This window comes from Morganella sp. BCCO 40_0007 (assembly GCF_032989665.1).
GTDB classification, from domain to species: Bacteria; Pseudomonadota; Gammaproteobacteria; order Enterobacterales; family Enterobacteriaceae; genus Morganella; species Morganella sibonii.
In genome coordinates this window covers 67586-80718 of record NZ_JAVBIN010000013.1, presented here as the reverse complement: position 1 = coordinate 80718, position 13133 = coordinate 67586, and the positions used below count along the sequence as shown (strand labels likewise).

Sequence of the window (13133 nt, the reverse complement as noted above, 5' to 3'; positions counted from 1 at the left end):
AATGGCAGTTTCTCTTACAAAAGGTGGTAACGTCTCCCTGACCAAAGAAGCCCCGTCAATGAGCGTGGCAATGGTTGGTCTGGGCTGGGATGCGCGTGTGACTGACGGTCAGGATTTTGACCTCGACGCATCGGTATTTATGGTCGGTGATGACGGAAAAGTATTATCCGATGGTCATTTCATCTTCTTTAATAACAAAACCAGCCCGTGCGGCGCGGTGGAACACCAGGGCGATAACCGTACCGGTGAAGGCGACGGTGATGATGAGCAGGTGAAAATCAGCCTGAATACTCTCCCGGCAGAGGTGAAAAAACTGGTCTTCTCCGTGACGATTTATGATGCGGAAGGACGTAAACAGAACTTCGGTATGGTCAGCAACAGTTTCATCCGTATCTGCAATAATGATAACGGTACTGAAATTGCCCGTTTTGATCTGTCTGAAGATGCATCAACAGAAACCGCGATGGTCTTCGGTGAATTATACCGCCACGGCGCAGAGTGGAAATTCAAAGCCGTCGGCCAGGGCTTTGCCGGTGGTCTGGCAGCATTAGCATCACAGCACGGTGTTAATATTTAATTATTAATATCAGCTGGCTGCAGTAAAAAATGCCCTGTCCGTAACGGACAGGGCATACTGCGTTTACAGATTCCGGCTGGGAGATTATTCGACTCCTGCTGCCTCCCCGGCCGGACGGCGCACATCATTGGCACCGTATAAATAACCTTCCCGCACCTTGCCGGATACGGCGGCATCATTGCCGGAAGAGTCTGCACTGACCCCGGCGGCACCCGGTAATCCCACCATGATCAGCTCAGCAGCCCCCCACGGTGTTTGCTCAACCATTTTATAACCCATTTTATCCAGCAGATTCAGTGAGTCTTCTGATACACCGCGCTGCTCGTAATACACCTCATCCGGCAGCCACTGATGGTGAATACGCGGTGCGTTTACCGCCTCCTGCGGTGCCATACCGTGATCGATAATATTCAGCGCCGTTTGTAAGGTAATGGAGATAATCCGTGAACCGCCCGGTGAACCGAGTACCAGGAATATGTCGCCGTCTTTGGTGACAATGGTCGGGCTCATCGATGAGAGCGGGCGCTTGCCCGGGGCAATCGCGTTACGCTCACCCTGAACCAGGCCGTACATATTCTTTTCGCCGATTTTGGTGGTGAAATCATCCATTTCGTCATTGAGGAAGAAACCGGTACCCGGCGGGATCACCACCGCACCGAAACGGCCATTGATGGTATAGGTGGTGGAAACCGCATTACCTTTGTTATCCACCACGGAATAGTGTGTGGTTTCCGGTTTTTCATGCGGACCGGTACCCGGCTGTACCTGAGCGGAAGGCGTGGCTTTGCCCGGAATGATTTCTTTGCGCAGTTCTTCCGCATAGGCTTTACTGGTCAGTTTTTCGGTCGGATTGTTCACAAACGCCGGGTCACCGAGAAAGGTATTACGATCCATATAAGAGTGGCGCATCGCCTCGGTCAGCGTATGGATATAATCCGCCGAGTTAAAGCCCATCGCTTTCAGATCATAACCTTCCAGAATATTCAGCGTCTGGCAGATGGTGACACCGCCGGAGCTCGGCGGCGGGGCGGAAATAAATTCATAGCCGCGATAAGTACAGGTCACCGGTGCGACCTCTGCAATCGTGTAATCCGCAAAATCTTTGGCTGTCAGCTTACCGCCCCCGGCCTGAGATGCTTTTTCCACTAACTGCGGAATTTCACCCTCGTAAAAGGCGGACGGACCCTCTTTGGCGATACGCTCCAGGGTATTGGCAAGATCGGTCTGAATCAGGCGGTCGCCCGGCTGAAATGCAGAGCCGTCAGGTTTAAGGAAAATCCGTGCTGCTTCCGGGTCCTGCTTAAAGCGGGCTGTGGTGGTATCCATCACATCAGTATCTGCGCGGGTCAGGATAAAGCCGTCACGGGCCAGCTTAATCGCCGGCGCCATCACCTGCTCCCGCTTCATGGTGCCGTATTTCTCCAGGGCGTAATCCAGCCCTTTAACGGTTCCGGGAACCCCGGCGGCAAGGTAGCCGTACAGGCTGGCATCTTTAATCAGATTCCCGTCTTTATCGAGATACATATCCGCAGAGGCTGAAGCCGGGGCAGTTTCACGGAAATTAATGAAAATATTTTTACCGTCAGCCAGATGCAGTGTCATAAAACCGCCGCCGCCGATATTACCGCAGCAGGGATTCACCACCGCCTGGGCATAGCCGACAGCGACTGCCGCATCCACCGCGTTACCGCCGGCTTTCAGGATATCAGCACCGGCCTGTGATGCCAGATGCTGGGAAGAGACCACCATCCCGTTACGGGCCTCAACGGCAGGTTCGGAAGCGGCATATAATTGCGGGGAAAGCAGCAGAGAGAGCACAAGAACAGGTGTTCGCCATGGGGTTATCATTATTATCTCCGTCGGTTTTGCAGGTATTTTTATGATGAATTGATTTATTATTTGTTAATTAATGGTTAATTAACGTATAGCAGGGATACAAATATTTGAGAAATGATGTGCGGAAAAATGTGAAACCGGACGGAAAAGCAGGACGGGGACATAATAAAAAACCCGGATAGCCCGGGTCCTGAAGAACAGCTTGTCATTACGCAAACGTGACGGTAACCGGTGCTGTTTGCACAGCACCGGTTAACACAATCAGGCTGTTTTTTCTTCTTTCATGATTTTATTCAGTTTCGGTACAATCGCCCACATAATCAGGCCGGCAACGGCTGTTGCGATACCGATTTTACCGAATACATCGGTGTAGATACCGAGTGTCTGAAGCGGGTCAGTCACGCCTTCAGGCGGTGCTGTAAAGGTTGCCACATAACCGCCCAGCAGTGTTGCCATTGCCTGAGTCAGGAACCACATCCCGAGAATAAAGCCCATCAGGTGCTGCGGAACGAACGCAGCAACCATCGCCAGACCCAGCGCACTGATCATCAGCTCACCGACTGCCTGGAAGAAATAAACCAGCACGATAAACCACGGTGATGTCAGACCGGTCGCATCCGCAAACCACATACCGGATGCGGCAGCAGTCAGGAAACCGGCAGAGCAGCAGAACATACCGATGGTGAATTTACCCGGCATTGAGAAGTCTTTGCCGCGCGCACCCATTTTACTGTAGAAATAAGCCAGAACCGGGCTCAGTACGATAATCCAGAACGGGTTCAGCGCCTGGAAACTGACCGGATGCACATCAATACCCATAATGGTGTGATGCACGTTATAGATAGCGAAGAAGTTCAGTGAGGTCGGCATCTGTGCGTACAGCACGTAGAAGATAACGGCTTCCAGCATCAGAACGAACGCGACATACATCTTGTTCCGCTCAACACCTTTCAGTTTGAACGCTTCGCGGAAGAAGAAAAAGATAACCACGGCGGTAACGGCGAGTAACACATAGTTGGCAATGATAACGTTATGCAGTAACCATGCGCACAGGAAGACGGTTGCCACACTACCGGCGATAACCACCAGCAGGCTGCCGAATTTCATTGGTTTGTGATCCGGCTCGGAACCGATATTGCTCACCATTTTCTGGCAGAACAGGAAGACCGCCAGGGCGATCAGCAGGCCGATACCACAGATATTATAGGTGACGGTATAGCTGTATTTGTCCGCGATAACCGGTGCCAGTGACAGGGAAATCAGGGAGCCGATATTGATCGACATATAGAACAGGGTGAATGCCCCGTCCAGACGCGGGTCTTTCGGTGCATAGCATTTTGACAGCAGGCTGGCCGGGTTAGCTTTGAATAAGCCGTTACCGACAGCAATGGTACCCAGTGCGTAGAAAATCAGATCCGGGTGCATGATAGACAGGCCGGTCATAAAATAACCGACAGCCATCACGATGGCCCCTAAGATGATGGTCCGCTTGGTCCCGAGGACATGGTCACCGACGTAACCACCGATAGAGATCAGACCGTATACCAGCGCGGCGAATGCCCCGAAGGTGATAAATGCCTGTTCCTGACTGAATCCCAGTTTCTGAACGAAGTAGACGGCCAGGATGCCTTGCACACCGTAATAGCCGAAGCGTTCCCACAGCTCCACGATAAAAATCATGAAGAATGGCTTAGGTTGGTTAAACAATCCAACCTGCGCGGGTTTACTCATGGTTTAATGCCTCTTATTAATAATTATTCATCACGCAAAAGCCTTCCCGGCATCGCGGAGGCAAAGCTAAAAGATAAACTCTTGCGTAAGGTTGAGTGTTTGCGTATTTGTCAGGGTATTTGCCAAAGGGCTCAGACTAATATATTGCCTGCTGAGCATCTCAAAGGCAGATCACACTTACTGCAATAATTAATATCATAATTGAAATAAAATTCATTAGATTGACATCAATAATTACTCTGCAATGGTTTTGTTGATGGCGTATTGAGCAGATTGATGGTTATTTATTCTGCTGTCCGGTGCGGGATGGAATTAAATATGACAATTTGTAACAGTTATTTTTCTGATGAATAATGATTCGTTAACACAATATGTGTTAACGAATCAGGCCGTTGACAAACCCGCAGGGGGTGGCGACGATCGGCAGAGGTTGTGAAAATAAACCAGGAAAATCAATTTATTGATTTTCGGCTGATAACACAAAGCAGGAAAAACCACGTTTTATCCTGCTTTGTCAGCAATTTCATTCGTTAACACATGATGTGTTAACGAATTCTGTAATGATAAAAAAGGGGATCAGGCAACGGCAGCTGCGGGGATATCACCGGTTTCGACAGTACGGAAATCCCGGCGGAAATAAATCAGACCGTGTCCTTCGTCGCGGACACCGATATTGCGGATCTCAGCCATAAAGATATTATGCGTGCCGATTTCCTGAACCTGAGTCACCACACCCTCCAGACAGGCGAGAGAACCGTGAAGACAAGGTTGCCCCAGTTCTCCGGATTGCCAGTGATCACCGGCAAAACGCGCATCCATACTCAGGCCGGTCATCCCGGCAAAATCACAGGCCAGTGCCTGATGTTCATGGGTGAGCACATTGACACACAGCCGCCCGTTGGCTCTGAATACCTCACTGAGCGCACTGCTGCGGTTGATGCACACCAGCAGTGTCGGCGGGGTATCGGTGACAGAGCAGACAGCGGTGGCGGTCAGCCCGCCGCGTCCGGCGTCGCCGTCGGTGGTGACAATATTGACGGCAGCGGAGAGTGTCGCCATTGCGTCGCGGAATAACAGACGCTGTGAATTATCCAAAGACATACCAACTCCCGGTGGGATAAAAATGTGACGCAATTGTTGCTTATTTGCGAATGATACGCAGTCTAATGATAGCCGGGGAAAAATACAAGGGAGAGTCAGAAAATGCGGCCGCCGGAAGAGGCAGCCGCATGGGGTGGTCAGCGGAGATTAACGGATACCGCCGAAGCAGAGATATTTGATTTCCAGATAGTCATCAATACCGTGACGGGAGCCCTCACGGCCGAGGCCGGATTGCTTGATACCGCCGAATGGTGCAACCTCCGTTGAAATAATTCCTTCATTAATACCGACCATCCCGGCCTCCAGCGCTTCCGCCACGCGGTAGACGCGGCCGATATCACGGGAATAGAAATAAGCCGCCAGACCGAACTCACTGTTGTTTGCCGCGCTGATGGCTTCTTCCTCATCGCGGAAACGCACCAGCGGTGCCAGCGGGCCGAACGTTTCCTCGCGGGTGACCAGCATGTCCGATGTGACACCGGTCAGTACAGTCGGCTCAAAAAATAATCCGCCCTGTGCTGCTGGTTTACCGCCGCTGAGAACCGTTGCGCCTTTGCTGATCGCATCTGCGATATGCTCACTGACTTTGCGGATTGCCGCTTCATTAATCAGCGGGCCCTGCTGTGCGTTTTCATCCGTGTAAGGTGCGACATGCAGCGTGCTGACCGCCTCTGCCAGTTTGGCGGCAAAAGCATCATACACACCATCCTGCACATAAAGGCGGTTGGCACAGACACAGGTTTGCCCGCTGTTGCGGAATTTGGCAGCCATGGCACCGGCAACTGCCGCATCCAGATCGGCATCATCAAATACAATAAACGGTGCGTTGCCGCCCAGTTCAAGAGAGAGTTTTTTCACCGTCTCCGCACTCTGCGCCATCAGCAGCTTGCCGACGCGGGTGGAGCCGGTAAAGGAAATTTTGCGCACGACCGGGCTGGCGGTCAGTTCACCGCCGATAGCGGCTGCATCAAGTCCGGTGACAACATTAAACACCCCGGCCGGAATACCGGCCTGCTCAGCAAGTGCTGCCAGCGCCAGGGCGGAAAGCGGGGTTTCCGCTGCCGGTTTCAGCACCATGGTACAACCTGCTGCCAGCGCCGGGGCGGCTTTGCGGGTGATCATCGCATTCGGGAAATTCCACGGTGTGATAGCACCGACCACCCCGATCGGCTGGCGGATAGTGGTGATCCGCTGTCCGTTCTGTGTGGCCGGAATGGTTTCGCCGTACACGCGCTTTCCTTCTTCGGCAAACCATTCGATAAAGCTCGCGCCGTAGGCGATTTCCCCGCGTGATTCCGCCAGCGGTTTGCCCTGTTCCAGGCTCAGGAGCTGTGCCAGTTCCTCCTGATTCTCCATGACAAGATCAAACCAGCGGCGCAGGATCTGCGCACGGGCTTTGGCTGTCAGCGCGCGCCAGCCCGGCAGGGCATTTTCGGCGGCGGCAATGGCAAGCCGGGTTTCGTGTGCACCGAGGTCGCTGACGCGGGTAATCAGCCCGCCGGTGGCCGGGTTGGTCACATCAAACGTGGCCTTATCCTGTGCGTCGGTCCACTGACCATTGATATAGCCGCCGGTGCGCAGCAGGGAAAAGGAAGGATCGGTTAACGATGAGGTGAACATAGAGAGCTCCGTTGCGTTTTCTCAAAAAAGTGATGAGGGCACTGAGATATCAGCAGAAGACCATTGATTTATTGTTAATATAGCGTTAATAAAAGGAGAGTCCTTTGGGTCTTTATGGCTGATATACTTTTTATTCTAACAGAGGATATCTGATTGCGCATTTTCCCGATAAAATTGCGCCTTTTTTTGATAACGTCGATGTTTATGATGTGAGCACATCGCGGAGAAATTACCCATTATGCATGAATCATTACTTATCGCCCTTTTGCAGGCCCGTGAAGTGGTCCTCGGCTACTTTCGCCCGACACTGAAAGCACACCAGCTGACAGAGCAGCAGTGGCGGATTATCCGCATACTGGCTAAGAGCCCGTCACTCGATTTTCATCTCCTGGCACAGAAAAGCTGTATTCTGCGCCCCAGCCTGACCGGCATTCTGACACGGATGGAAAAAGCGGGCATTATCCACCGGCTCAAACCCCTCAGTGACCAGCGCAAACTCTATCTCTCCCTGACTGACGAGGGTACGGCGCTGTATCACCGTGTTCAGGCGGAAGTGGAGACCGGTTATCAGGCGCTGGAGTTACAGTTCACTCCGGAGAAAGTACGTCAGCTCTATGCGCTGCTGGATGACCTGGTTGCACTGCCGCAGCGTGACGGCGGTGAAGAAAAAGAATAAAAAAATGCGCCGCTCAGATGAGCGGCGCGGTTTCAGTGACAGATTTATTTCTTGCCGAGCAGATGCAGGAAGTGAATATGTTTTTCATACTGGTCAAGGATGTCATGAATGATCTGCTCCTTGTTCCAGCCCATGATGTCATAATCCTGTCCGCCCTCTTTCAGATGAATTTCAGCGCGGTAATAGCGGTGCTCCTCATCTTTTTCCTCATCCGTCATACCGGACAGCGCAAAAGAAGGCTGATTGTAATAGCGCAGGCGGGTTTCATAGATAAAGTTCATATCATCGCCCAGATCGACCTCAAAGCTGATCCGGTCATCACGGCTGCGGTCGATATGGCTCGGGGTGCTCTGTTTTTCCAGCTCCTGCGACACCATCTCCATCGCTTCTGACACCACTTCGTCAATAAAGCGCTTAACCAGCGAACGCTTCGGGAAATAGCCGATATTACGCAGGCGGCGCTGCCACGGGATCGGATTGCGGCTTGCGGTCGGTGCAATCGTCGCCAGCTGCTGGCTGTCGCGTTTATGCACATCAATCCGCAGTGCTTTTATCAGCCCGTAAATTGAGAATAACAGTACGACGGCAAACGGCAGGGCACTGGCGATAGTCACGGTTTGCAGGGCAGATAATCCCCCCGCCAGCAGCAGAGTGATGGCTACCACACCCATCAGTCCGGCCCAGAAAATCCGCTGCCAGACCGGTGTGTGTGTATCCCCGCCGGAGGCGAGGGTGTCCACCACCATCGCGCCGGAGTCAGCGGAAGTCACAAAGAAGACAATCACCATCAGCATGGCAAAGAAAGAGAGCACGGTGGAGAACGGGAAATACTCAAGGAACTGGAACAGCGCCAGTGACACATCCTCTTTCACCACCGCGGCGAGGGCGGTGGCACCCTGGTTTTTGATCAGATCAATAGCGGTGTTACCGAAGAATGTCATCCACAGCAGGGTAAAGCCCGCCGGGACAAATAACACACCGAAGACAAATTCACGGATGGTGCGCCCGCGTGAAATCCGCGCAATAAACATCCCGACAAACGGCGACCATGACAGCCACCAGCCCCAGTAAAGCAGCGTCCAGCCGCCCAGCCAGTCATCGGATTTCGGCTCATAGGCGAAGAGATTAAAGGTATTACTGACGATTTCAGACAGATAACCGCCGGTGTTCTCAACAAAGGATTTCAGCAGCAGTACCGTCGGGCCTAACACACCAACCATAATCAGCAGCAGAACCGCCAGACCGAGGTTCAGTTCTGACAGAAAACGGATGCCTTTATCCAGACCGGACACCACTGACAATGTTGCCAGTGAGGTGATCACCACAATCAGCACCACCTGAACGGTTTCGGTCTGCGGCAGGCCGAACAGATGATTCAGCCCGGCATTCACCTGTAACACGCCGAAACCGAGGGAGGTCGCGACCCCGAAGACAGTACCGACCACAGCAAAAATATCCACCGCGTGACCGGCCGCACCGTAAATACGATCACCGATAATCGGGTAAAGCGCGGAGCGCAGTGTCAGCGGCAGGCCGTGGCGGTAGCTGAAAAACGCAAGGATCAGCGCCACAACCGCGTAAATAGCCCAGGCGTGTAACCCCCAGTGGAAGAAGGTCAGGCGCATGGCCTCTTTTGCCGCTTCAACCGTTTCCGGTGTGCCGACAGGCGGGGAAAGATAGTGCATCACCGGTTCGGCGACACCAAAGAACATCAGCCCGATCCCCATACCGGCGGAGAAAAGCATGGCAAACCAGGAAATATAACTGTACGCCGGACGGGCGTGGTCAGGGCCGAGTTTTATATCACCGAAACGGGACAGCCCCATAAAGGTGACGCTCAGTAAAATCAGGGCGACGGCGAGAATATAGAACCAGCTGGCATTTTTAAACAGGCTGGTCTGAAGGGCTTTAAGGTGTATATCCGCCGTCTGGGGAAACAGGGCGGCAAAGCCGACAATCAGGAGAATAACCAGGGCCGAAATATAAAAAACCGGCGGATTAATCTTCATTTTTTTTGCGGATTGTTCAGTGTCCTGATGACTCATGAATTATTCCTTTTATCAGTTGCAGATAACGCCGGCAGTAAAAAGAGGTGTACTGCACCAAAGCGTCAGATTTTCCTTCTGAAAACGGTACGCGGCTGCGTAGCGGTAAAATAGAAACCCCGGCAGAATAGTCAGCGGGAGATCAGAAAAAACAGAAATGAATACAGGCTAAACCTGCGGGAAAAAAACGGTGATATCAGATTTTATTTCCCCTGATGGTGAAAAAAAGAGGATTATAGTGCCAAAAATGTCACTCTGCGGCAAGTCATCCTGCTTTCCGGCGGAAAACAGAGGTATTTTTATCTGTGAATTTTCGTTGCGGAAGTCTGTAAAGTCTCTGAAATAACGCAATAAAAAAGCCGGAAACACAGATTGTTTCCGGCTGGCGGCTGTTTTACAGACAGGTACGGGATATTACGTGTTCAGTCTTTACTGAGCATCCCCGGTTTTTTCTGAGACATCCTGTTTCAGCTCATCAATTTTTTTATCAGCGGCGGCTTTGGCTTCATCCGCTTTTTGTTTCAGCTCTGCGGCTTTTTCTTCCGCGGCTTTTTTGGCATCTTCGCTTTTATCTTTGGCGTCAGCCAGCAGGGCATCCGCTTCTTTCTTCAGTTCATCCGCTTTGGCATCGGCATTATCACGGATTTCGCCGGCTTTCTCTTTCGCATCAGCCATTACCGCACCGGCTTTTTCTTTGGCATCACCGGCGGCTTCTGTGGCGTCCTGTTTCAGTTCTGCGGCTTTCTGCTCTGTTTTATCTGCTGCGTCTTTGGCATCCTGCTTCAGTTCATCTGTTTTCTGTTCAGCGGCTTCTTTTATCTGCGCAGCGCCTTCCTGTGCTTTTTGCGCCGCAGGGTCGGTTTTGCTGCTATCGTCACAGCCGGTGGCCAGCGCGAATACCCCTGCAAGGATGAGTGAACTTAATAATGCTTTCTTCATGATTAACTCCTCTTCAGCAATACTGAGTAAAATAACCGGATAACATCGTGTCCGTGATCATTGAGTATATAATAAAATCAGGCAGTCTGCTGACAGATATAATTTTCTGTCAGCATTATCCCTTTCAGCATAGAAAATGAAGCACCGGTTGTATAGTGCTGAGGATGATTTATCCGTAACGTCATAAAATAATATCCCGCTGCATAAAAATATCCGGTAATATCAATACAGAATGTAATCTTATAAGCGTAACATGGTAACGTGTTTTATTTCAGTCGGTTAGCGTCATTTGTCAGTGTAAGGAAATACCATGACATATTATCTTCTGGTTATCGTTAAATTTATCATCGGCTTTGTTATTGTGTTAACGCACATGAATCTTTCCGGTAAAACCCAATTATCACAAATGACACCGGTTGATTTTATCGGGAACTTTGTACTGGGCGGCATTATCGGCGGGGTTATTTACAGTGATACGATTCCGCTGACGCAATATATTATTATTCTGCTGATGGGCGTGAGTTTTATCAGCATAATCAATTGGGTCAGTAAGCATATCAATGTCCTGCGGGCGGTAACTATCGGTAACCCGATCCCGATTATTAAGAACGGGGCGTTTATCATGGACAGTATTCATGAGAAGCGCAATAAAATCGATATTCTGAATATCACTTCCCGTATGCATTCTCAGGGGATCTATTCATTCCGCGATGTATATTATGCGCAGATAGAACCGGACGGTCAGCTGACCGTGATTTGTGACCAGTCACAAATGCCGTCTGTCATCGTGATGAAAGACGGCGTGCCGCGCAAACATGAGCTGGAACAGATCGGTTATGATGAGGAGTGGCTGGCAGACCACCTGAAACAGCAGGGCATTGACGATCCTGAGACCGTTTTCCTGGCGGAATTTTATAACGGCAGCCTCAATCTGGTGATGAAAGACGGGCGGATGACCGGCCATCACCGTGAACCGTCACAGCCGTAAAATTACGGCACGATAACGACTTTTTCCGGATATTTTTCGCGGAATTCGTGTGCTTTCTGCCATTTATTATCACAGATGATTTTGTCGATAACGGCAATTTCCGCGATTTTTAAAATTCCCTGCTGGCCGAATTTGCTGGAGTCGGCCAGAATAATTTTCTGCTTACTTTTCTCCAGCATTTTCCGTGCAATCATTCCTTCCTCAACACTTTTGACCAGAATACCTTCATCGCGTACACCGCCCGCGCCGACAAAGGCGAAGTCCGCATAGATATGATCAATCTCATGCAGGGTTTTTGCGCCCAGATTGGCGCGGAATTCATGGCTGTATTCTCCACCCAGCACATAGACTTTTGCCAGCGGATTTTGTGAGGTGATTTTATCCGCGATAAGGGCGGAATTGGTGAAAACGGTAAACGCAATGGCCGGTAACTGTGCGGAAAACAACAGTGTTGTCGAACAGGAATCGATATACAGCGTATCGTGCTCGGAAATCAGTCCGGCGGCATAGCGTGCGAGCGCCATTTTTTCCTCACGGTTCAGTTCCAGCCGCTGCTCAAAGCTGCCTTCGCTGACACTCTTTTTCTTCATCGCCCCGCCGTGGATTTTGATGATCTCGCCCTCTTTCTCCAGAATGGAGAGATCACGGCGGATCGTCTCAGAGGTGACATTCAGCGTATCAGCAAGATCCTGCACACTAACCTCGCCTTTCTGATTCAGCAGATCGAGGATATATTCCTTTCTTTTTATCGGATTCATGACCGTTCTCATCACACTCGTAAACATGAACAATATTAGCGCATTATACGCCGTTGAGGAATGCCGCCCTGTAATGCTGAAGTGCGGCAGCGACACCATCCTCCCGGCAGTCAGCGGTAATGTATCCGGCGGCCTGCTTCAGTGCCGGAACGGCATTGCCCATCGCCACACGGATATCTGCTGCGGCAAATAAAGAGAGATCATTTTCCTGATCGCCGATGGCCATAATGGTTCCCGGCCGGAGAATACCGCGTGCTGCCAGTATATGCAGGATATTTCCTTTGCTGACCGACGCCGGAACCAGTTCAAAATAGTGCTGATCAGTAAAGAACGCACTGATGTCCGCCGGTAACTGCGGCCGTAATGCGTCTGCCCGGCAGAGCAGTGTTTCTGCCTCTCCGCACAGAGTGATTTTGATGATATCTGCCCGGCTGAGAATATCGTCAGCGGCCATGGTATGTATTGGCAGCCCGAATAACTCAGATTCATGGATTGTGTATTCTGATATTTCTCCGGGCGGACAGAGCAGGGCATCTTCACTGAATGCATGCCAGCCGGTGGTGAGAACATTCCGCAGCGGGGATAACATGGCCGGAGACAGGCTCGTCCGGCTCAGGACGGATTGTGTGCGGCAGTCATAAATCACCGCGCCGTTGCAGGCTCCGATCGCCCGGAGTACCGGAAGAAGCCCGGCACTGTTCATCAGAGACAAAATCGCCCGCAGCGGGCGGGCAGAGCAAATCACAATATCCGTTTCCGGCGGCAGCGCCAGCAGTGCCCGGCGGTTAGCCTCTGAAATCATATTATCCGGGTGCAGCAGGGTGCCGTCGAGATCGATAGCCAGTGTTGTCATAAAAAGCCT

11 protein-coding genes are annotated in these 13133 nt (G+C 51.4%); 3 read left to right on the top strand and 8 right to left on the bottom strand.

Annotated features, from left to right (window positions below):
- Window position 1: 1 nt before the first annotated feature.
- Window positions 2-577 carry a TerD family protein gene (locus R5268_RS16090; protein ID WP_046895150.1) on the top strand — a complete coding sequence of 192 codons (576 nt, stop codon included), beginning with the start codon at window positions 2-4 and terminating at the stop codon, window positions 575-577.
- An 84-nt stretch (window positions 578-661) separates the two neighbouring features.
- On the opposite strand, the gene ggt is transcribed toward R5268_RS16090, so the two are convergent.
- The 4 genes from ggt to R5268_RS16070 all read right to left on the bottom strand — a co-directional run bounded on the left by ggt (window position 662) and on the right by R5268_RS16070 (window position 6865).
- The gene (gene ggt, locus R5268_RS16085) at window positions 662-2425 is read right to left on the bottom strand and encodes a gamma-glutamyltransferase (protein WP_317419756.1); all 1764 of its coding nucleotides are present in this window, start codon (window positions 2423-2425) and stop codon (window positions 662-664) included.
- 249 nt (window positions 2426-2674) lie between these two features.
- Complete coding sequence (dtpB, locus tag R5268_RS16080; protein ID WP_166707137.1) at window positions 2675-4144, bottom strand: dipeptide/tripeptide permease DtpB; 1470 nt, start codon at window positions 4142-4144, stop codon at window positions 2675-2677.
- Window positions 4145-4720: 576 nt separating this feature from the next.
- Entirely contained in the window at window positions 4721-5245 is a 525-nt protein-coding gene (gene hpaC / locus R5268_RS16075; protein WP_052926414.1) for a 4-hydroxyphenylacetate 3-monooxygenase, reductase component, read from the bottom strand.
- 147 nt (window positions 5246-5392) lie between these two features.
- Window positions 5393-6865, bottom strand: a complete 1473-nt coding sequence (locus R5268_RS16070; protein ID WP_317419755.1) for an NAD-dependent succinate-semialdehyde dehydrogenase — start codon at window positions 6863-6865, stop codon at window positions 5393-5395.
- Window positions 6866-7103: 238 nt separating this feature from the next.
- On the opposite strand from R5268_RS16070, the gene hpaR reads away from it, so the two are divergent.
- Window positions 7104-7541 (top strand): homoprotocatechuate degradation operon regulator HpaR, encoded by a 438-nt coding sequence (gene hpaR / locus R5268_RS16065; protein ID WP_182107322.1) that lies wholly within the window; start codon window positions 7104-7106, stop codon window positions 7539-7541.
- Between the two features lie 44 nt (window positions 7542-7585).
- On the opposite strand, the gene R5268_RS16060 is transcribed toward hpaR, so the two are convergent.
- Both R5268_RS16060 and R5268_RS16055 read right to left on the bottom strand, forming a co-directional pair.
- Window positions 7586-9586 (bottom strand): BCCT family transporter, encoded by a 2001-nt coding sequence (locus tag R5268_RS16060; RefSeq protein WP_052926417.1) that lies wholly within the window; start codon window positions 9584-9586, stop codon window positions 7586-7588.
- 429 nt (window positions 9587-10015) lie between these two features.
- Entirely contained in the window at window positions 10016-10525 is a 510-nt protein-coding gene (locus tag R5268_RS16055) for a hypothetical protein (protein ID WP_317419754.1), read from the bottom strand.
- Between the two features lie 310 nt (window positions 10526-10835).
- Between R5268_RS16055 and R5268_RS16050 the strand changes: the two genes are divergently transcribed.
- Window positions 10836-11513: a DUF421 domain-containing protein gene (locus tag R5268_RS16050; RefSeq protein ID WP_317419753.1), complete on the top strand. Its 678-nt coding sequence runs from the start codon at window positions 10836-10838 to the stop codon at window positions 11511-11513.
- 2 nt (window positions 11514-11515) lie between these two features.
- Here the strand turns inward: R5268_RS16050 and R5268_RS16045 are convergent, their stop codons facing one another.
- On the bottom strand, window positions 11516-12271 hold the full coding sequence (locus R5268_RS16045; protein WP_317419752.1) for a DeoR/GlpR family DNA-binding transcription regulator: 756 nt from the start codon (window positions 12269-12271) through the stop codon (window positions 11516-11518).
- Between the two features lie 43 nt (window positions 12272-12314).
- The gene (locus tag R5268_RS16040; RefSeq protein WP_317419751.1) at window positions 12315-13124 is read right to left on the bottom strand and encodes a Cof-type HAD-IIB family hydrolase; all 810 of its coding nucleotides are present in this window, start codon (window positions 13122-13124) and stop codon (window positions 12315-12317) included.
- Window positions 13125-13133: the final 9 nt, after the last annotated feature.